Origin of the sequence: Nocardioides jishulii, assembly GCF_006007965.1 — a bacterium.
GTDB lineage: Bacteria > Actinomycetota > Actinomycetes > Propionibacteriales > Nocardioidaceae > Nocardioides > Nocardioides jishulii.
In genome coordinates this window covers 659,003-679,653 of sequence record NZ_CP040748.1, presented here as the reverse complement: position 1 = coordinate 679,653, position 20,651 = coordinate 659,003, and the positions used below count along the sequence as shown (strand labels likewise).

Annotated in this window: 15 protein-coding genes; 5 read left to right on the top strand and 10 right to left on the bottom strand. The window is 70.9% G+C overall.

Annotated features, from left to right (window positions below):
* Positions 1-74: 74 nt before the first annotated feature.
* Positions 75-1,616 (top strand): oligosaccharide flippase family protein, encoded by a 1,542-nt coding sequence (locus FCL41_RS03145; RefSeq protein WP_338088684.1) that lies wholly within the window; start codon positions 75-77, stop codon positions 1,614-1,616.
* A 17-nt stretch (positions 1,617-1,633) separates the two neighbouring features.
* Here FCL41_RS03145 and FCL41_RS03140 read toward each other — a convergent pair whose 3' ends face one another.
* From FCL41_RS03140 to FCL41_RS17605, 3 genes are read right to left on the bottom strand one after another with little or no spacing between them, the layout of a single operon-like run.
* Positions 1,634-2,374, bottom strand: coding sequence for a class I SAM-dependent methyltransferase (locus tag FCL41_RS03140; protein WP_170970364.1), 741 nt, complete (start codon positions 2,372-2,374; stop codon positions 1,634-1,636).
* Positions 2,367-3,014 carry an acyltransferase gene (locus FCL41_RS03135; RefSeq protein ID WP_137067413.1) on the bottom strand — a complete coding sequence of 216 codons (648 nt, stop codon included), beginning with the start codon at positions 3,012-3,014 and terminating at the stop codon, positions 2,367-2,369. Before FCL41_RS03135 ends, FCL41_RS03140 begins: the two co-directional genes overlap by 8 nt.
* 55 nt (positions 3,015-3,069) lie before the next feature.
* Positions 3,070-7,032 carry a PKD domain-containing protein gene (locus FCL41_RS17605; RefSeq protein WP_138868047.1) on the bottom strand — a complete coding sequence of 1,321 codons (3,963 nt, stop codon included), beginning with the start codon at positions 7,030-7,032 and terminating at the stop codon, positions 3,070-3,072.
* A 446-nt stretch (positions 7,033-7,478) separates the two neighbouring features.
* On the opposite strand from FCL41_RS17605, the gene FCL41_RS03125 reads away from it, so the two are divergent.
* Positions 7,479-8,123 carry a hypothetical protein gene (locus tag FCL41_RS03125; RefSeq protein WP_137067415.1) on the top strand — a complete coding sequence of 215 codons (645 nt, stop codon included), beginning with the start codon at positions 7,479-7,481 and terminating at the stop codon, positions 8,121-8,123.
* On the opposite strand, the gene FCL41_RS03120 is transcribed toward FCL41_RS03125, so the two are convergent.
* Positions 8,076-9,686 (bottom strand): hypothetical protein, encoded by a 1,611-nt coding sequence (locus FCL41_RS03120; protein ID WP_137067416.1) that lies wholly within the window; start codon positions 9,684-9,686, stop codon positions 8,076-8,078. The two genes, FCL41_RS03125 and FCL41_RS03120, sit on opposite strands and share 48 nt — an antisense overlap.
* 172 nt (positions 9,687-9,858) lie before the next feature.
* On the opposite strand from FCL41_RS03120, the gene FCL41_RS03115 reads away from it, so the two are divergent.
* A complete protein-coding gene (locus tag FCL41_RS03115) occupies positions 9,859-10,788 on the top strand; it encodes a glycosyltransferase family 2 protein (RefSeq protein WP_137067417.1) in 930 nt (309 codons plus the stop codon).
* 101 nt (positions 10,789-10,889) lie between these two features.
* Here the strand turns inward: FCL41_RS03115 and FCL41_RS17350 are convergent, their stop codons facing one another.
* From FCL41_RS17350 to FCL41_RS03100, 3 genes are all read right to left on the bottom strand, one after another.
* On the bottom strand, positions 10,890-12,176 hold the full coding sequence (locus tag FCL41_RS17350) for a sugar transferase (RefSeq protein ID WP_137067418.1): 1,287 nt from the start codon (positions 12,174-12,176) through the stop codon (positions 10,890-10,892).
* 302 nt (positions 12,177-12,478) lie between these two features.
* Positions 12,479-13,069 carry an aminoacyl-tRNA hydrolase gene (gene pth / locus FCL41_RS03105; protein ID WP_137067419.1) on the bottom strand — a complete coding sequence of 197 codons (591 nt, stop codon included), beginning with the start codon at positions 13,067-13,069 and terminating at the stop codon, positions 12,479-12,481.
* 133 nt (positions 13,070-13,202) lie between these two features.
* A complete protein-coding gene (locus tag FCL41_RS03100) occupies positions 13,203-13,829 on the bottom strand; it encodes a 50S ribosomal protein L25/general stress protein Ctc (protein WP_137067420.1) in 627 nt (208 codons plus the stop codon).
* A 333-nt stretch (positions 13,830-14,162) separates the two neighbouring features.
* Between FCL41_RS03100 and FCL41_RS03095 the strand changes: the two genes are divergently transcribed.
* Together FCL41_RS03095 and FCL41_RS03090 are read left to right on the top strand one after the other, a co-directional pair.
* On the top strand, positions 14,163-16,262 hold the full coding sequence (locus FCL41_RS03095; RefSeq protein WP_212723223.1) for a neutral/alkaline ceramidase: 2,100 nt from the start codon (positions 14,163-14,165) through the stop codon (positions 16,260-16,262).
* A gap of 4 nt (positions 16,263-16,266) precedes the next feature.
* Positions 16,267-16,851, top strand: a complete 585-nt coding sequence (locus FCL41_RS03090; RefSeq protein WP_137067422.1) for a TetR/AcrR family transcriptional regulator — start codon at positions 16,267-16,269, stop codon at positions 16,849-16,851.
* A 67-nt stretch (positions 16,852-16,918) separates the two neighbouring features.
* Here the strand turns inward: FCL41_RS03090 and FCL41_RS03085 are convergent, their stop codons facing one another.
* The 3 genes from FCL41_RS03085 to FCL41_RS03075 form a co-directional block, all read right to left on the bottom strand.
* On the bottom strand, positions 16,919-17,899 hold the full coding sequence (locus FCL41_RS03085; protein WP_275403753.1) for a ribose-phosphate diphosphokinase: 981 nt from the start codon (positions 17,897-17,899) through the stop codon (positions 16,919-16,921).
* A 142-nt stretch (positions 17,900-18,041) separates the two neighbouring features.
* On the bottom strand, positions 18,042-19,505 hold the full coding sequence (glmU, locus tag FCL41_RS03080) for a bifunctional UDP-N-acetylglucosamine diphosphorylase/glucosamine-1-phosphate N-acetyltransferase GlmU (RefSeq protein WP_137067423.1): 1,464 nt from the start codon (positions 19,503-19,505) through the stop codon (positions 18,042-18,044).
* A gap of 69 nt (positions 19,506-19,574) precedes the next feature.
* Entirely contained in the window at positions 19,575-20,612 is a 1,038-nt protein-coding gene (locus FCL41_RS03075) for a LacI family DNA-binding transcriptional regulator (protein WP_212723224.1), read from the bottom strand.
* Positions 20,613-20,651: the final 39 nt, after the last annotated feature.

Here is a 20,651-nt window from a genome sequence, read left to right as displayed (position 1 = left end):
GGACCTCGAAGTCGGGGCAGGGGGTGCTTGCGCTTGTACTATAGGCAGCGGCCACGGCGCGCGGGGATGACTCACTGAACGGGTCACGACATGGGAGGGACGCCGCCATCACGACCGTTGAAGACACCGCTGGAGAAACCCCGAACGCAGAACTGGGGCGCGCTGCACGGGGTGCTGCCGTCGTCCTCGTCGGTTCCGCGCTGAGTGCCCTGCTGGGCTTCGCCTTCGTCATCATGCTGGGCCGCACGCTGGGTGTGGAGGGTGCCGGCGTGGTGCTGCAGGTCGTCGCGATCTTCACCATCGCGTTGAGCATCGGCTCGCTCGGCCTCGACACCACGGCCATCTGGCTCGTCCCCCGCCTCCGGCTCCAGGAGCCCGACCTCGTCAGACCGGCCCTGGCGACCCTCCTCGTCATCGGGCTCGCCTGGTCCTGCCTGCTCGTCCTGGGGTGGTACGCGGTGAGCCGGTGGCTCGCCGCGGGGGCGTCGAGCTCGTCGCCGGTGCGGGAGGCGGTCGACGTGGCGGCCCCCTTCCTGGTCGCAGCAGTCCTCCTGACCATCGCGGTCGCCGGCACGCGCGCCCTGGGCACCGTCTATCCGTTCGCCCTGATCGACCGGACCCTCGTCCCCTCCCTGCGGATCGTGCTGCTGGCCGTCGGCGCCCTCGGGACGGGCACGGTCGCGGTCGTGCTGGCCTGGTCGGTGCCCTGGGCAGCGGGTGCCGCTGTCGCGAGCGTGGTCCTCGCGGTCGTGGCACGACGCCGTTCACGGCGCGGCGCGGGCGCGCTGCCTCCACGTGCTCTCGTCCGCCGCATCCTGGCCTTCGCCACGCCTCGGACCGTCTCCAACGGGCTGGACCAGACGCTGATCTGGGCCGACGTGCTCATCGTGGGCGCCCTCGCCGGCGCTGCGGCCGCGGGGATGTACGGCGCAGCCGCGCGCTTCGTCTTCGCCGGCTTCATCGTCGTGACGGCCCTGCGCATCGCCGTGGGACCCCGGTTCAGCGCTCTGGTGGCCCAGGACGACCGTCGGACGTTGACCGAGCTCTACTCCGCCACGGCGGGGTGGGCCCTGGTCCTGGGGGGACCCGTCTACCTCACCCTGGCGATCTTCTCCCCCGTCGTCCTGGGCTGGCTGGGGGGCGACTTCGGGGACGCCCGCCTGTCAATGGCGCTGCTGTGCGTGGGCGCCCTGGTCCTGGTCGGGGCCGGCAACGTCCAGACGCTCCTGGTCATGACCGGCCGGGCAGGGCTGGTGATGGTCAACAAGACCGTCGTGGTGGCGGTGAACGTCACCGCCAACGTCGCGCTCGTGCCGCACTGGGGCATCGAGGGTGCCGCCGTGGCGTGGGTGGCCAGCATGCTGCTCGACACGGTGCTGGCCTCGGTCCAGGTGCATCGCACCACCGGGGTACGACTGCCCTGGCGCCCGGTGCTGCGCGTGCTCCTGGCCCTGGCCGCCTGCGTCGCGGCCCCCCAGCTGGCCGTCGTGGCCTCCTTGGGCGCGACCACGACGTCGCTGGTCGTCGGCATCGCCGTCGGCGGACTCGCCTTCGGGTCGTACCTGGTCGCCGACCGCAAGCACCTGCGACTCGACCAGCTTCGGGCGCGGGCCTGACCGACGCAGGTCCGAGCTCAGCCGAGCGGCTTGCGCGCCTCCATGTAGAGCGTCTGCGAGGCACGGGTGTCGGTGTCGGGCACCCACTCGAGGTCCGTGTCGCCGTACTTGCGGCGTACCGGGTCGGGGAAGCCTCCGGCACGGAAGACCATGGCCAACGTCTCGTCGTCGAACATGGTGACGTGCTCGTGCCAGTAGAAGAGCTCCTGCACGGCGATCAGCCCGGTCGGGCGTCCGGGGTGCAGGGCGTCGACGTACTCCCCGTCACCCACGTAGGAACGGATCAGTGCTCCGGCGTCGGGCACGCCCACCCGGAGGATCCCTCCGGGCTTCAGCACACGGAAGCACTCGTCCATCAGGCCCACGCCAGCGCGCAGCGGGATGTGCTCGAAGAGGTGCTCGTGGAAGATCGCCTCGGCTGAGGCGTCACCGAAGGGGATGCCGTGCGCCAGGTTCCAGGCGAGCTCGACCGGGTCGCCGACGCAGTCGACGTTGATCCAGCCCTCCTTGTGCTCTCCGCCAGACCCCAGGTGGAGACGCAGGCGCGGGGTGGTGGCCTCGATCCGGGCGGCCTTGCGACGTTCGAGCGGACGGACGGCGTTGGTGACCGCCATCCGCGCCTGGCTGCGTCGATCCATCGGGACCAACCGCTTGGCGGCCACGCGCAGACGGCTGTCGGAGGGCTTGGTCGCCTTCAACCGGAGCTGGGCCTCGTCCACCGTCGCGAAGTAGTTCTCCAGCTGCTGGCGGTCATCCATGGGTTCCATCCTTCGTGTCGGGTGCATCGGTCCTGTGTGGCTCGCTGGGCTGTGGCTCATTGGCGTGTGGCTCGGCACGGTGGGTCACCGGCCCGTCGGCGAACTTCTTCACCACGGTGGCCGGGTTGCCCGAGACGACCACCCGAGGGGGCACCTCGCCCCGGACGACGGCGCCGGCGGCGACGACGCTGTCCCGCCCGATGGTGGACCCCTTCAGGACCATCGAGGCCGACCCGAGCCAGACGTTCTCGCCAAGCACGACCGGTGCCCGGGTGCGGTCGGTCGGCGGATCGTGCCGCCGCTCGGGGTCCAGGTTGTGGTAGTCGGTGTCGAGGATCCCGGCGTCCGACACCAAGGACCTGGCTCCGATCTCCACCGAGGTGGACGCCATGATCCAACATCCGTTGAGGAGCGTGTCGGGGCCGACGTGGACCACGCCACCGCCGTTGATCCGGACGAGCTTCCGGACCCTCACGCGGTCGCCGAGGACGACCTTCGTGCCTCCCCGCACCCGGATCCGTCCGACGAACCGCACGTCCTTGCCGACCGTCAGCCCCGGGAACCGCACGCGGTACCAGGCGCGACGGAGGGCGAAGACTGACTCGGCCGCGATCCTTCGCGGCCCCCGCAGCTCCCTCATCCCCGCACTCCCCTCACCTGTCCTCCCGCTCTACCTGTTCTCGGGCGTTCGGTGCTCACTCGTTGGTGGTCAGCGTCGCGACCATGTCGAAGGAGACGTTGGGCGTGCCCCGGAAGTTCAGGTGGGTCTCCACCGCGACCAGGTTCACCCCGTCCCGCAACAGACCCACCGGCACCGACACCCGCACCGGATCAGCCTTCGCCGCCGCCGTCTGCCGCGCCGCCACCGCGTACGTCCCGTGCCCCACCGTGCCCGTCGGCATGTTCCGACGCGCCACCTCCGTGCCGTTCACGTAGAACACCGCACCGTCATCCGCCCACGAGTCCAGCACCAGCTCAGTGACCCTCGAGGCATCCTCGATCTCCACCCGCTGGGTGAAGTACGCCGTCAACGGCCGCGAGCTCGTCGTCGGGAACGCATCATCGATCTTCGTCCCCAACGGCGTCGTCCCCCACCCCAACGTCCCCACACCGCTCGACCACCCAGCCGACCGCTGCGGATCACTCCTCCAGTCCGCCGCCGGAGCATCCGCCTCATAACGCCACTTCCACTCCGACCCCAACGACACCACCTCGGTGACGGTCGGCAGGGAGCCGACGGTGACCGGGAGCGACGCGGAGGCGGTCTTGCCCCCAGCGTCGGTGACGGTGAGCGTCACGGTCCAGACACCGGGGGCGGCGTAGGCGTGCGAGGCCGTGACCCCGGAACCAGTCGTGCCGTCGCCGAAGTCCCACTCGTAGGAGACGATCGAACCGTCCGGGTCCGTGGAACCGCTGGCGTCGAACCGCGCGACGAGGTCGGCGGAGTCGGCGTCGAACACCGCCGTCGGAGTCAGGTTCGCCGGACGGTTCTCCACGGTCTTGGTGATCGACATGTCGAAGGAGACGTTGGGCGTGCCCCGGAAGTTCAGGTGGGTCTCCACCGCGACCAGGTTCACCCCGTCCCGCAACAGACCCACCGGCACCGACACCCGCACCGGATCAGCCTTCGCCGCCGCCGTCTGCCGCGCCGCCACCGCGTACGTCCCGTGCCCCACCGTGCCCGTCGGCATGTTCCGACGCGCCACCTCCGTGCCGTTGACGTAGAACACCGCACCGTCATCCGCCCACGAGTCCAGCACCAGCTCAGTGACCCTCGAGGCATCGTCGATCTCCACCCGCTGGGTGAAGTACGCCGTCAACGGCCGCGAGCTCGTCGTCGGGAACGCATCATCGATCTTCGTCCCCAACGGCGTCGTCCCCCACCCCAACGTCCCCACACCGCTCGACCACCCAGCCGACCGCTGCGGATCACTCCTCCAGTCCGCCGCCGGAGCATCCGCCTCATAACGCCACTTCCACTCCGACCCCAACGACACCACCTCGGTGGTGACGGTGGAGGGCTCGGCGACCCTGACGGTCCGTTGCGTGACCCCGGTGGCGCCGGCGTCGTCGGTCACGGTGAGGCGCACCGTGTGGTCGCCGGCGGCTGTGTAGGTGTGCGACGCCGTGCTCCCCGAACCTGTCGATCCGTCGCCGAAGTCCCACTCGTAGGAGACGATCGAACCGTCCGGGTCCGTCGATCCGGCAGCGTCGAGAGAGACGGTCAGGCCCTCGACGCCGCTGGTGAAGGTCGCCGACGGCGCCTGGTTCACCGGCAGGTCGTCAAGGTTCAGCACGGAGGTCGAGGCGCCCACGTTGCCGGCCGCGTCGACCGCCCGCACGAAGAACCGTCCTGAGTCGCCCCGGGGGACCACGAGGGAGGTCTGGGTGCCGTTGGTGACGGCGACGACCCGGTCGTCACGGAGGACCTGGTACCTCGCCGGACCACCGGGGGCAGCGTTCCAGCCCAGCGTCACCGTGCTCGCCGTGCTGGCGGTACGCCGCAGGTTGCCGGGAGCTCCCGGAGCCGTGGAGTCGCTGCGTGGGAAGCGGGCGAATCCGCCGGACCACCTCACGCCGTTGGGGGTGCCGACCGACGTCACGTCTCCGCCCGCCCACACCTTGCCGGTCGAGTCGACCTCGACCGCCCAGATGCCACTGCCGGCACGCATGTTGAGCGTGGGGCTGAAGTCCGGGACGTAGTCGCCGGTGGAGGCGTCCCACACGCCGAGCCACTTGACGTTGTCGGCACGGTTCCAGCCGCTGGTGAGGTTGGGCCACGAGAAGGCGTTGTTGTAGATGAACTCGTTGGCGTGGCTCCCGAAGAAGAGCAGGCCGTCGTCGGACCTGTCGGACGACTGGGTGTCGCCGCCGAAGCTCTTCGAGATGGTCCCGCTGGTGCGGGCGTAGGTCGTCTGGTCGAATCCGAAGACGAGGTGTTCGGAGCCACCGGAGTAGAAGCGGTTGGCGTCGCCCTCGACGATCGTCATCTGGTAGCTCTTCGGAGCGGCCCACACGGGGTTCCATCCGCTCGAGAGGAGGGTGGCGGTCGTTCCCGTCGACACGACGGCCGCGTTGGTCGCTGTCTCACCGACCGCCGTGGTGAAGAATCCCGCGGAGTAGAGCTTCGACGCGGAGGCGGACGGCGACAGGTCGAAGACCGTGCCGTTGAAGTCAGGGTTCCACCCGTTGCTGGGGGTGTAGCCGGGGACGGAGATGCGCGCCGCGTTCTTCGCGTAGCGGTAGGTGGTGGGCGCGCTCCCACCGGCGAGGTGGGTCAGTCCACCGCCGAGGTAGAGGTGTCCGTCGCGGTAGTCGAGCGTCATGATGCGCAGCGGGCTGCCGGTGACCCGGTTCTCCACCCGGACGTTCCAGTCGGGCCGCGTCGCGCCGGAGACCGGGTCGAGGGCGACCAGGGCAGTCTCCGCCCTGCCGTTGGCCTGGCTGAAGGCACCGCCGGCGACGACGGTCCCGTCGGGCAGGACCGCGAGCGAGTGGACCTGCTCGTTGAGCTGGGGCCGGAACGAGCTGATCCACTCCCCTGTCGACTTGTCGAACGCTGCGAGGAACGACTGCTCCACGCGCCCGGTGCCACCGTTGTCCCGCTGGACGTAACGGAAGTTGCCGCCGACATACATCACGCCGTCAGCCTCGGCGAAGGCCTGGACCTCCTTGTTGAACTCCGACGAGGTGCTGCCCCGGGTGCCGGAGACACCCCACGGCATCACGTCGGCGGTGTCACGCAGCGACCGCGGCTTCTCCCGTGCGGGCGTGCCGCTGTCACCGACAGCCTGGAAGGAGGACGACAGGACCCGGGGGCGCAGGTAGACCTGCGTGTAGGGGGCCGCGTTGCCCCCACCGTTCGTGGGCGCCCACAGGTGTGTGGTCGAGTTGTTCTGACCGGTCACCATGCTCCCGTAGCGGAACCCGTAGCGCCATCCACGGCCGGAGCCACCCGTGGTGGTCACGCGGTTGTGGAGCTGGCTGGTGCCGTAGTTGGTGTTGGTGCCGTTGCTGAAGGAGAGCCCTCCGATGGTGGAGCCGCTGAGCGGGTGCTCAGCCCCCAGGATGCTCCACGACCAGCCACTCATGCTGCGGTAGCGGGTCCGCACCTCCTGCCACAGGAGGCCGTCACTGTCGAGGGCCCGGCGCAGCCGGACCCCGTCGCCGGAGTTGCCGCTGGAGAGGGAGCTGACGGGGGCCCCGTCCAGGAGTCCGTCCACCGTGGGCACGTCGAGCTGCACGGCGACGTTGAGGGAGCTTCCGGGTCCCGGGGTGCGGATCGCGGCTGTCGTGTTGCCGTCCGCCGCGACACCGTTCTGGCCGGAGTGGTCCTGCTTCCACGTCTCGCGCCCCTTGCCCACGAGCACCCAGCCGCCACCGTCGGTGGTCTGGTCGCAGAAGAACTGCATCGGCTGGGTGAGGCGCGACGTGTAGAGCCAGTAGACGCCGTCGGGCGCCGAGGGACGGAGCTGCTTGACCTCGAAGCAGGAGGCGGCTGCGGTCCCGGGCGCGTCGCCGATCACCTCGGCGGGTGCCGGCGCGCCGGCAGCAACCGTCCCGGCATGTGCCACGGGGGCGGCGAGCGCTGCTCCCGGTACGGCCACCAGGGCCGTGAGCGACATGGCGACCACCATGCGCTTCAGTCGTGGACTCATCTTCCGTTCCTCTTTCTCGTCGACCCAGGTCTGCCCACGCCTGCTCTTCCCGGCCGCCTCGGCGGGTCGACCCGGAAGGTCCTTCGAACGCAGGCCGCACGTTGTGGAGCGCTGATGTCCCCACCGCCGACGGCGATGGAGACGGCAGTGGCAACGGCACGCCTGACAACAGACACTTGACCCCCGGTTGAGCGCTGCCCGGCGAGGCTGACATTCGCCGGGCCAAGTCCCCTGACGGGACGCTGGCGATGCTATGGGCGCGTTCGGGCGTGTAGACGGGATGCAGTCCGTTTTCCCGAGTATTCGGTAGGTCCGCGGGAAGCCCTCCGGAATCGGCGTCCGCAGCGTGGCCCCGAGCCCTCCGGAGGGGCCGCGGTGGCCCTAGCATGACCAGCAATGTCCGAACCGGTCGTCCCGACAGGTTCGTTCTCTGGAGGGGGTTTCGCATGGATGTCCACGACCCGGCCCGCAGCGGCCGGCCCGGCGGCGTTCGAGCGGTCACCGGGGCGCTCGCCCTGGCCCTGCTCGTGACCGCGGTCGGGTGCTCCGACTCGCCGCGTCCCGCGACCGACGGTCCGGGCACGACGACCTCCGCGGCAGTGGACGGTTCACCCGCACCGCCCTCCGAGCCTGCCGCCCCGGGTACGTCCGTGTCCCCTGCCGACCTCCCGGACGTCACGCTCGCAGCCGTCGAGAAGGGCAGCGACACCTTCTTCGACACCTTCGGCAAGGTGCTCGGTCAGCCGGACGGCACCGACGTGGAGTCGACCGCACCGCTGCCCGGCGTGACGGGGGCTGCGCTGGAGGAGATGCTCAACACGGCCGCCGAGTACCAGGTCAACGGCTGGCGCATCGACGGGCGCCCCGTCGTGGTCCGCCAGGACGTCGTCAGCGCGACGAGAGACCCGGACCAGGTCGTCGTCCGCGCCTGCGTCGACAACTCGTCGGTCAGGGTCCTCGACGCCAACGGCGGCGAGGTGCCCAACAGCCGTCCGCCTCGCCCCCGGACCCGCAACATCCTCACGCTGGTGCGTGAGGGCGACTCATGGGCGGTCGACGCCTACCGGCCCGCCGTCCGCCCCAACTGCTGAGGGAGGGGCCGCCTGCGGGCCTGGCTCCTTCTCCTCGTCGGTCCCGTCGTGCCCGTCCTCGTCCTTCGGCTCCTCCTCCACCGGGGCGGGCGGCACCACGGAGGGATCTCCTTGGAGCACACGACTGGCGGGCACGAGGACGGTGCCGTGAACGACCGCTCCCACGGCCCGGAACTCGGTCACGACTCCGGAGAGCTCCTCGAGCTTCGTCGACGCCGCCGCGACCGCCAGCACCACGTGGTCAGCGAGTCGGGCCGCCGTGAGCCGGACGGACTGACCTCCCCCCGCAGGGACTCCGACGACCGTCACGGCACTCCTTCGGGCCTTGAGGAGGAGCGTCGCGACCATGTCGGCGTCCGAGACGCGTGCGGCGCGCGGTGCCGGGACGACGACCGTCAGAGAGTCGACGAGCCTGCTGTGGAAGTACCGCGAGTGGTGGCCGTAGCCCGTCTCGACCAGGTCGAGGGCCTCCACGACCTGGGCGAACGACACGGTCGGATAACCCGCCAGGACCAAGGTCGTCTCCTTGCCTGCGTCGGCGAAGGCGACGGCCAGGTTGGCCGCGACGTCGGTGGGACCTCCGGTGCGCGTACCCAGGTCGGTGACGGCCACGACCGCCTGGCTCGACGCCCCTGCGGCCAGCAACCGCTCGCGCAGCGCGCGCAGCTGGTCCGCCTCGTCCAGCTCCGCAGGCACGGTCGCGGTCGGGTCCTCCAGCGTCGCGACCACCGGGCCGGCACCGGAGCGGGTCACGTCGTGCGTGCCGCGGACCCGTCGGTCGAAGACGTTCCCGACGAAGGGCAGCACCAGCCCGAGGAGCAGCCCGCCCAGGACGCCGCTGACCACCGTCATGCCTCGGTTGGGGCTGAGCACCGCGCGCTCCGGGTCGGGCTGGCTGATGATCGTGCCGCCACTGGTGCTGATCGCCCGGAGCTGGTTGACCTGGCTGTTGACAGAGGTCAGGTCGCCACTGATCGACTGGCGACGGGCGTCCGCAGCAGCCCGCGCAGGGCTTCCCGGCGCAGCCCTGGCGTACTGCTGGTTCGCCTCGCGCAGCTCGCCGTCGAGCGTACGACGGCGCTGCCCGAGCTGCTCGGCTGCTTGGTCGATGCGCTCCTGCGCCACCGAGGAGCGGTAGTCGAGGTACTCCTGGGCCACCAGCAGGGCGCCGTCCGCGGCCTCGCGTGCCGTCGCCGCCGTGTAGTCGATGCGGAGCACGGTGCTGTCGGCCAGGAGCGTGGCCACCATGTTGGCCCTCACCTCCGTGGCCGTGAGGTCTCCTCCGACCGCCGCCACGACGTTGTCGACCACCCGTGTGGAACGCGCCATCGCCTGCTCGGTCTCAGGGACGAGCAGGTCCGAGGCAGGGCGGGAGCTGCTGAACGCGTTGTCGGCGATGGGGTTGACGTCGACCTCCACCCAGGAGGTCGCCCGCTCGGGCTGCACCGCGAGCACCGCGAACGCGGCACCGACCCCGACGAGGATTCCCAGGAGGACCAGCTTCCACCGGCGCCGCAGGACGGAACCGTAGTAGGACAGGTCCACCGACGAGCTGCTCGACACGGTGTTTTCCACGGAATCCCCCCGGTGATGCGGATTGAGATCCCGGCCGGGACCTCTCCGCCGCCCTTATGATAAGCAGCCAGCGCGCGACGGTGCGGGGATCGACCACACGGTCGAGTCGCACGTCCGGCCCCGGGGGGACGGGGTCCGCCACGGCATGGGAGGAGCGGCGATGGAAGCGCCATTGGTCTCGGTGGTCATCCCGACCCGGGAACGTCCCGAGCTGGTGCGCAGGGCGATCGACTCGGTCTTCGCCCAGGACCACCCCGGGCCGATCGAGGTCGTGGTGGTCTTCGACCAGTCCGCGCCCGACGAGTCGCTGCTGCGTACGGCCCCGGGACGGTCGGTGCGGATCGTGGGCAACACGCGTACGCCCGGCCTCGCCGGCGCCCGCAACTCCGGCATCCTGTCCTCGGGCGGCGCGTTCGTCGCGTTCTGCGACGACGACGACTGGTGGAAGCCCGCCAAGCTGCGGCGCCAGCTCGAGGCCCACGCCGAGGAGCTGCGACGCACCGGTCGTGCGCCCGACCTGGTCACCACCGCGATGGAGGTCGACTACGACGGCGAACGCACCCCGCGCCTGGCCGGCACCGACCGGGTGACGTTGTCGCACCTCACCCACTCGCGGATGGCGATGCTGCACTCCTCGGCGCTGCTCTTCGACCGCGACGCCCTGATCCACCGCATCGGCCTGGTGGACGAGCAGGTCCCGGGCAGCCAGAACGAGGACTGGGACATCCTGCTGCGCTCGGTGAAGCTCGGCGACATCGTGCACGTCGACGAACCGCTGGTCGTCGTGATGTGGGGGGCTGCCTCCTTCTTCACCCGCACCTGGGACACCAAGATCTCCTCGCTGCACTGGATGCTCGAGCAGCATCCCGAGATCGGGGCCGACCGCAAGGGCGTGGGCCGCGTCTACGGCCAGATCGCCTTCGGCGAGGCCGGGCGGCCGGACCGTCGCGCGGCCCGTCGATGGGCCGGGCGGGCGCTGCGCCAGGATCCGCTCCAGTGGCGCGCCTACGTCGCGCTGCTGGTCGCCACGGGGGTGGTCTCCCCCGGCCGGGTGCTCGACACGCTCCACCGATTCGGCCGCGGCGTCTGAGCGAGGCCGCCCCAGCGCCGCTGCACACCACAAGGCCGGTGCCCCGTGCGGGACACCGGCCTTGCAGCAACGGATCTGGGCCGGACCAGGGCCAGATCTGGTCAGTAGGCTCCGCGGGAGCCGAGCACCGCGTTGACGGTGCGAGCGAGGATCGTGACGTCGTCGGTGAGGCGCCAGTTCTCGGTGTAGTGGTTGTCGAGCCGGACCGACTCCTCCCAGGTGAGGTCGGAGCGCCCCGAGACCTGCCACAACCCGGTGAGGCCGGGCTTGGAGGCCAGGCGGCGACGCTCGAGCGAGGAGTACTGCGCAACCTCCTCCGGCAGGGCCGGTCGTGGGCCGACCAAGGACATCTCGCCCTTGATGACGTTGACCAGCTGCGGCAGCTCGTCGACCGAGAACCTGCGCAGCACTCGGCCGAGCGGGGTGACCCGCGGGTCGTCGCTCATCTTGAAGAGCACACCGCTGCCCTCGTTGGCGGCCATCAGGGCCGCCTTGTCGGCCTCGGCAGTCGTCGCCATGGTGCGCAGCTTGTACATCACGAAGAGCGAGCCGTCCTTGCCCACGCGCACCTGCCGGAAGATGCCAGGGCCGTCGGAGGTGATGCGGATCGCCATGACCAGAACCCCCAGGAGCGGTCCGGCCAGCAGGAGGAGCACCGCTCCGACGAGGCGGTCCAGCGCGCCCTTGAGGGCCAGCGGGAGGGCAGCCGGGCGGCTCGAGCTGATGCGCATGATCGTCGCCCCCGCGTACGAGGTGTGCTCGACGCGGTGCGGTGCAATGCCGTCGAGCTGGGACTGCACGGCCAGCGCCGTGCGCGTGCCCTCCAACGCCCACCCGATGCGGCGGAGGCACTCAGGGTCGATGCCCGGCCCCGGCACGACGAGAACCATGTCGGGGTCGGTCCCGATGAGCTCGTCGGCGTCGATCTCCTTCGAGAGGTCGAGGAATCCCTTGACCAGGCTGGTGCTCGGGCGCGCCACGCCGAGCTCCGCGGCGTCGATGACGAGGCCGCCGACCACGGTGACCTCACGGCTGCCGGCCCATCGCGTCGCGGCTTCCGCCACGTCGACGGCCGAGCCGACCACGACGACCCGCTGGGGCGTCGGGACGAGGTGCCGGGCCAGAACGGCAAGGGCGGTGACGCCCATGCCGGCCAGGGCGATCCAGGCCGAGGCGACCAGCTCGGGCCGACCCCAGAGCCCGACGGTCACCATCGCTGCGGCCAGGAAGAACGGCGCCCCTGCGTCGTGCAGCACACGGCTCAGGCGCGGGAGGCCCGGTCGCACGAGGTCGGTGGGCCCCGACCAGAAGCGGACGACCAGCGAGCAGGCGATCACCCCCAGCACGACGTCGGCGGACGCCGACACCAGGAGGGCGACCAGCGCCATGGCCAGGACTGACGCAACCGTCTCGAACGAGAGATGTCGCCGACCACCGCCACGCCTCGGTGCGTGAGACCGGTGGCTCTTCGCCTCGACCCGTTGGGCCGCACCCGTCGCCCTCGTCGGAGTAGGCGCTGTCGCTTCACGAACGCTCACTGCTATTCCCCCATGCCCCCATGTGTCGTGCCAACGCCGCCAAACGCGGCACGACCTGCTGCTGTTACCCGACCCTAGGAGGGGAGTGAATCGGGCCACATGCCCGATATTGGGTGAGTGCCCCGGGAGCGCTCATCCATATCGGGTAAAGCTCAGGAATTGAACCGGGACTGGGCCTTCTCGAGGCCTTCGGTGATGAGGCTCTCGACCGCGTCGGCGGCCTCCACGAGCTGGATCGGGAGCTCCTTGCGCTCAGCCGTGGAGTAGTTCGACAGCACGAAGTCAGCGACGTCCTGACGACCGGGCGGGCGGCCGATGCCGGCGCGTACGCGGTAGAAGTCACCGGTGCCCAGCGACGCGCGCATCGAGCGCAGACCGTTGTGGCCGTTGTCGCCGCCGCCCTTCTTGAGTCGCAGCGTGCCGAAGGCGATGTCGAGCTCGTCGTGGATCGCGATGACGTGGTCGGGCTCGACGCCGTAGAACTTCGCGACGGCGGAGACCGGACCACCGGTGGTGTTCATGTAGCTCTTGGGCCGCACCAGCACGACCCGCGGCCCGGGCGTCCCGGGGGCACCGAGCCGGCCCTCGACGACGTCGGCACGACCGGTCTTGTGGGCGCGGAACCCCGATCCCATCCGCTCGGCCAGCACGTCGTTGACCATGTAGCCGACGTTGTGCCGGTGACCCGCGTACTCGGGTCCGGGGTTGCCCAGGCCGACGACCAGCCACACCTCAGAACTCATGGGCCCAGTATCGACCACGTCGTCTCCCGCCGGAGCCACGGGGACGCCTGGGCCGGGAACGGCAACGGCGCCGCAGGAACATCTCCTGCGGCGCCGTGGCGGGTGGGCGGACCGTGACGGTCGCGCCCGAGGATCACTCGGCCGGGTTCTCCTCGGCGGCAGCGGCCTCGGCCTGGCCGGCGGGCGACTCGGCCAGCTCGGCCTCGTGGGCCGCAGCGGTGGCCTGCGCGACGACGTTGACGATCAGCACGTCACCGTCGCCGGCGAGGGTGACGCCCTTCGGCAGCTCGATGTCGGAGGCGAGGATCTGCGTGCCGGCGGTGACGCCCTCGACGCTGACCTCGATCTGCTCGGGCAGGTGGGTGGCCTCGGCCTCGACCTGGATGGTCGAGGAGTCGGTGACCACGAGGGAGTCGGGGCCGGGCTCACCGACGACCAGGACGGGCACCTCGACGGTGACCTTCTCGCCACGGACGACGACGATCAGGTCGACGTGCTCGATGACGCGACGGATCGGGTCGACCTGGACCTCCTTGGCCAGCACCAGCTGGTGGTCGCCGTCGATGTCGACGTCGAGCAGGGCGTTGGCGCCACCGTGGCGCAGGGCCATCATCGTGGCGTGGCCGGGCAGGGCCAGGTGGAGCGGGTCGTTGCCGTGGCCGTAGACGACGGCGGGGATCTGGCCAGCGGCACGCAGACGGCGGGCGGCGCCCTTGCCGAACTCGGTGCGCTTCTCGGCCTTCAGCTTCTCAGCGGACATGTCAGTCTCCTGTGTGGGGGCAGCTCTCGCAGCGTGACCGCGAGGTCCGCGGCCGGTCTGGTGGGTGTCCCCGGAGACGAGAAACGCCGCGCATGACATGGTCAGGCACGGCGTCGCGAACCTGCCACGTCGATCACGGAGTCGAACTCCCTCGCCGGGGCAACCCCAGCAGTCTAGGGGTGGGTCCCCCCGGAATCGAAATCGTGCGGCGCCGTGCGGCCAGGAGGGCGCCCCGGCCGGGTGCGTCCAATGATCAGGTCATTTGTCCCAGACTCTTGCCACGGATGTGATCCACGCCTCAGAGTGAGGCGTACGTCGACCCAGGAGTCCCCCGTGAGCCCTCGCTTCGCGCCCCGTCCCCGCCCCGTACGCACCACTGCGGCCGCCGTCGTCGGCGGGCTGGTCCTCGCCCTCGCCGCGACCGGCCCGGTCGCCTCCGCCGAGCGGGGCTCGCCCGCTGCCGCCAACGCGGCCAGCGCCGCCACCGCCCAGCCCTACCTGGTCGGCCGCGGCATCGCCGACGTCACCGGCGAGACCGCCGAGGCCGGGATGATGGGCTACGCCGACCTTGCCCAGACCTCCACCGGCCTGCACATGCGCCAGCGCGCCCGCGCCTTCGTGATCGTCGACCGCACCACGGGCCGACGGATCCTGCACGTCAACGCCGACGTCGGGATGATCTTCCAGAGCGTCCGCGACGAGGTGCTCGCGCGCCTGGCAGCCCGGTTCGGGGAGACCTACGGCGAGGCCAACGTGATGCTGACCGCGACGCACACGCACGCCGGCCCGGGTGGCTTCAGCCACCACAACCTCTACAACATCACCACGCTCGGCTTCCACGACAAGACCTTCCGCGCGACCGTCTCCGGGATCGTCGCCGCTGCCGAGCGGGCCGAGGCCGACCTCGCCCCGGCCGACCTGCGCGTGGCGACCACCCAGCTCGCGGACGCGAGCGCCAACCGCTCGAAACGGGCGTACGACCGCAACCCCGCCGCCGACCGCGCGCACTTCTCCGCCGGCGGCACCGACACGGCCTCGACGACCCTCCAGGTCGTGCGCGACGGCAAGGTCGACGGGGTCATCAACTGGTTCGCCGTGCACGCGACCTCGATGAGCACCGACAACCGCCTCGTCAGCCCTGACAACAAGGGCTACGCCGGCTACCTGTGGGAGCACGAGCACGAGGGAGTCGACTACCTCGACGAGAGTCACGACCCCGACTTCGTCGCCTCCTTCGCCCAGACCAACTCCGGCGACATGTCCCCCAACCTCGAGCTGCGCCCCGGCACGGGGCCGACCGACGACCAGTTCGAGAACACCCGGATCATCGGCTCCCGCATGGTCGGCGCCGCGCAGCGCTCGCTCACCTCACCCACGCGCTCCCTCACCGGCGGCGTCGACTCCCGGCTGGTGCACGTCGACCTCTCCGACGTGCTCGTCGACGGCCAGTTCACCCCTGACGGGCAGGCGCACCGCACCTGCCCGGCCGCCTTCGGTGCGGCCTTCGCGGCCGGCAGCACCGAGGACGGCGGTGGCGGGCTGCCGATCTTCAAGGAGGGCAAGGACGGCGGCAACCCGGTGGTGAAGCTCATCGCCGACGCCCTCTACACCGCCTCCCCCGCGCTCAAGGCCTGCCAGTCACCCAAGGAGGTGCTGCTCCCGGTCGGTGCCCTCGACCTGGTCCAGCAGAAGCTGCCCGTGCAGCTGGTCCGGGTCGGCGACCTCTACGTCGTGGGCATGCCCGCCGAGGTCACCGTCGTCTCCGGCCTGCGGCTGCGCCGCGCGGTGGCCGAGGTGATGGGCGTGGGCCTCGACCAGGTCCTGGTGCAGGGCTACACCAACGCCTACGCCCACTACGTGACCACGCCCGAGGAGTACGACGCCGGCGAGTACGAGGGCGCCAGCACGCTCTTCGGCCGCTACGAGCTGCCCGCCTTCGTGCAGACCGTGCACGGCCTGGCCGCCCACATGAAGGCCGGCACCACTCCCCCGCTCGGGGCCAAGGAGCGCGACCGCTCCGCCGGCCAGATCGCCTCGCTCCAGGGCAAGGTGGTGGTCGACGACCCGCACCTGTTCAAGCAGTTCGGCGCCGTGCTCACCGCACCTGCGGCTGCGTACGCCGTGGGCGACACCGTCTCGGTCGAGTTCTCCGGCGCCCACCCCAACAACAACCTGCGCCATGGCAGCACCTTCCTCACCGTCGAGCGGAAGGTCGGCTCCACGTGGCAGCGGGTCGCCGACGACGGCGACTGGGAGACGAAGTTCAGGTGGAAGCGCGACGGGATCAGCGCCTCACGCATCACCATCACCTGGGACGTGCCTCGTGGCACGCCGGCCGGCTCCTACCGGATCCGCTACTTCGGTGACGCCCGGTCGCTGCTGGGCACCGTCCGCTCCATCGACGGCACCTCCCCGACCTTCGCGGTACGGTGAACCGATGGTTCGCATGTCCGTCGAGGATCGCCGCGCCCAGCTGGTGGACGCAGCGATCGAGGTCATGACGCGTGACGGCGTGCCGCGCGCGACCACACGTGCCATCGTCGCCGAGGCGGGCGCCTCGCTGAGCGTCTTCCACTACTGCTTCGGCTCGAAGCGGGACCTGTTCGAGGAGGTCGTCCGGACGATCGTCGACCGCTCCGCCGCGCTGGCGCGCGAGGCGCTGCGCACCACCCAGGGCGACGCCGACCCGGTCCGGGCCAGCCTCATGGCCTACTGGGACCACGTGACGGCCCATCCGGCGCAGCACCTGCTGACCTACGAGGTGACCCAGTACTGCCTGCGCCACGCGGAGCTCGCGGAGGTGGCCAAGGTGCAGTACGAGCACTACGCCGGGGTGATCGCCGAGCACCTGCTCACCAGCTTGCCCGACGCGCGGCAGGACGTGGCACCGGCGGTGGTGGCGCGCTACCTGGCGGTCGTCATCGACGGCCTCACCCTGGACTGGCTCGTCCGCCGCGACGACGCCCAGGCGCTGGCGGTCCTCGACACCGTCTCGTCGCACGTCAACGCGATGCTGGCCTGAGTCTCGACCAGACGGAAGGAGCCCCCGACGCCGTGGCGTCGGGGGCTCCTCTCGTGACGAGATGGGGTCAGGCGTGGCCCTCGAACATCGACGTGACCGAGCCGTCCTCGAAGACCTCACGGATCGCCCGCGAGATGAGCGGCGCGATCGAGAGGGTCGTCAGGTTGTCGAACTGCTTGTCGGCGTCGATCGGCAGCGTGTTGGTGACGATGACCTCGACGGCGGGCGAGTTCTTCAGGCGGTCGACCGCCGGGTCGGACAGGATCGCGTGCGTCGCCGCGATGACCACTCCGGCGGCGCCCGCCTCCATGCAGGCCTCCGCGGCCTTCACGATGGTGCCACCGGTGTCGATCATGTCGTCGGTGAGCACGCAGATGCGGCCCTCGACGTCACCCACGACGCGGTTGGCAGCCACCTCGTTGGGGCGGTCGATGCGGCGGGTCTTGTGGATGAAGGCCAGCGGCGCGCCACCGAGGCGGGCCGACCAGCGCTCGGCGACCTTGATCCGGCCCGCGTCCGGGGAGACGACGGCGAGCTGCTTGGCGCCGTACTTCTCCTTGACGTAGTCGGCCAGGATCGGCAGCGCCATCAGGTGGTCGACGGGGCCGTCGAAGAAGCCCTGGATCTGGTCGGCGTGCAGGTCGACCGTGATCAGGCGGTCGGCGCCGGCCGTCTTGAAGAGGTCGGCGACGAGGCGGGCCGAGATCGGCTCACGACCGCGGTGCTTCTTGTCCTGGCGGCTGTAGCCGTAGAACGGCATCACCACGGTGATCCGCTTGGCGGAGGCGCGCTTGAGGGCGTCCACCATGATCAGGTGCTCCATCAGCCACTCGTTGATCGGAGCGGTGTGGGACTGGATCACGAAGGCGTCGCAGCCGCGCACGGACTCCTCGAAGCGGACGTAGAGCTCGCCGTTGGCGAACGCGTAGGCCGACTGCGGGACCAGACCGCTGCCGAGGAGATCACCGATCTCCGTTGCGAGTTCCGGGTGGGCCCGACCACTGAAGACCATCAAGTTCTTCTGGGGGGTCCGCTTCATTCCGCTCACTTCGGACAGCTCCTCGGCTGGGGGCGCAGGAACGGGCCGGGATGGCCCTGCTCATCCGATTGTGAACCACTCCCAGCCCCACGCCCAACACGGGGTTCGTGGCGTGGACGCCCGGAGTCGCGCACACCACACCCGAGCAGCATCACTCGCTGCCGTCGGAGTCGCCCGTGACCTCGCCCGTGACCTGGTGGGCACGGGAGGCGGCGTCGGCCTGCTTCGTGCCCCGACGGCGCTCCAGCACCCAGTCCTCGATGACGCGCTGCTTGGCTCCCGGCACTGCCAACGCACCCGGCGGGACGTCCTCGCGGACCACCGTGCCGCCGCCGGTCGCGGCACCGTCGCCGATGGTCACGGGCGCGATGAAGGTGTTGTTGGAGCCGGTGCGGGCGTGCGCGCCGACCACGGTGTGGTGCTTGTTGACGCCGTCGTAGTTGGCGAAGATCGTGCCGGCACCGATGTTGGTGCCCTCCCCGATCGTCGCGTCTCCGACGTAGGAGAGGTGCGGCACCTTGGCGCCGTCGCCCAGGACCGCGTTCTTCGCCTCGACGAACGCCCCGACCTTGCCGGACCGGCCCACCTGGGTGCCCGGGCGCAGGTAGGAGAACGGGCCGACGGTGGCGCTCTCGCCGACGACGGCGAGCTCGGCGTGCGTACGCAGCACGCGGGCGCCGACCCCCACCTCGCAGTCCTTGAGCGAGGTGTCGGGGCCGATGACCGCGTCCTCGCGCACGACGGTGGCGCCCAGCAGCTGGGTGTTCGGCAGGATCGTGACGTCACGCTCGAGAACGACGTCGTCCTCGATCCACGTGGTGGCGGGGTCCATCACGGTGACGCCCTCCTTCATCCACGCGGTGACGATGCGGGCATTCATCTGGCGGCCCAGCTCGGCGAGCTGGGCGCGGTCGTTGGCGCCCTCGGTCTCCGTCACGTCATCGATCAGGTGGCCACCCACGGTCAGGCCGTCCTCGCGGGCGATCTTGACGGTGTCGGTGAGGTAGTACTCGCCGTTGGCGTTGTCGTTGGACAGGCGCGGGAGCGCGCTGCGCAGGAAGTCGGCGTCGAAGGCGAGGATGCCGGAGTTGATCTCGTCGATCTCGCGCTCCGCGGCGGAGGCGTCCTTCTCCTCGACGATGGCCAGGACACTGCCGTCGGCGTCGCGGACGATGCGCCCGTAGCCGAACGGGTTGCGCACCCGACCGGTGAGGATGGAGACGGCGCGTCCGGAGGCGGCGTGGTCGGCGGCGAACTCGCGCAGGCTCTCGCCGCGCAGCAGCGGGGTGTCGCCGGCCGAGACCAGGACCGTGCCGGTGACCGGCCCGGCAGCAGCGGCTGCGTCGAGGGCGACGCGGACCGCGTCGCCCGTGCCGTCCTGGGTCTCCTGGACGGCGAGCAGCGCGTCGGGGACCAGCGAGGTGATGTGGGGGCCGACCTGCTCGCGCTGGTTGCCCACGACCACGACGATGCGCTCGGGCTCGACGGCCTGCACGGCACGGAGCACGTGACCGATCATGCTGCGCCCAGCGACTGGGTGGAGCACCTTCATGGTCTTCGACTTCATGCGGGTGCCGCCGCCGGCAGCGAGGACGATGACGGTGAGGTTCTCCATGAATTCAGGGTAGTGCCGACCGCCGACACCCGTGACCACGGTCACCACCACGGAACGGGCCTGGACCCGTCAGGCGCTCTGGCGATGCACCAGCGTGGGGGTGACGATCAACCGCATGGGGGTGGCCGGCTCCCCGCCCGACACCGACTCCAGCAGCATCCGGGTGGCCCGGGTCGCCAGCTCGCCGATCGGGTTGGAGACGGTGGTCAGCGGCGGCGACGTCCGCTCGGCGACCCCGAGGTCGTCGTAGCCGACCACGGCCACGTCCTCGGGCACCCGGCGCCCGGACTGCGCGAGCACCTTCAGCGCTCCGGCGGCCATCAGGTCGGAGGCCACGAAGAGGCCGTCCAGGTCGGGGTGGCTCTCCAGGAGGGCAGCGGTCGCCCGCGCTCCCCCTTCCTCGGTGAAGTCGCCCTGGGCGACGGCGTCCAGCTCCAGGCCCGCCGCGGCCGTCGCCTCCCGCCACCCGGCGAGACGGTCGAGGCTCGCGGTCATGTCGGCGGGTCCCGCCACGGTGCCGATCCGGGTGCAGCCCCGCTCGAGCAGCGCCTGGGCGGCCAGCCTGCCCCCCTCGACGTTGTCGGTGTCGACGAACGAGAGCTTGTCGGCGCAGGTCCACGGACGGCCCACGAAGGCGGCGTGGATGTGCAGGGCGGCGAGCCGGTCGGAGAGTCCGTCGGAACGGTGGTGCGAGACCACCAGCACGCCGTCGACGTGGCTGCGGCCCAGGTAGCGCAGCAGACGGTCGTCGTCCTGGCCCGGTCGAGCGAGCAGCAGCACCAGCTGCAGGTCGCGCTCGGCGAGCACCCTGTTGACCGGGCTCAGGGTCCGGGCGAAGAAGGGGTCGGCGAAGACGCGCTCGTCGGGCTCCGGCACGACGACGGCGATCGAGTCGGTGCGTCGGGTGACCAGGGTGCGGGCCGCGAGGTTGGGGCGGTAGCCGAGGTCGCGTACGGCCGTCTCGACCGCGGTCCGCGCCGCGGGACTGACCCGGTTGCCGCCGTTGATCGCCCTCGACGCCGTGGCCCGGGAGACCCCCGCCGCACTCGCCACCTGGTCCAACGTGACCGCACCCCGGGTGTCGGCGGACTCGGGGGCGCTCCTCACGCGGCTCACGTTACGACACCGGGCACGCGCCGACCGGCC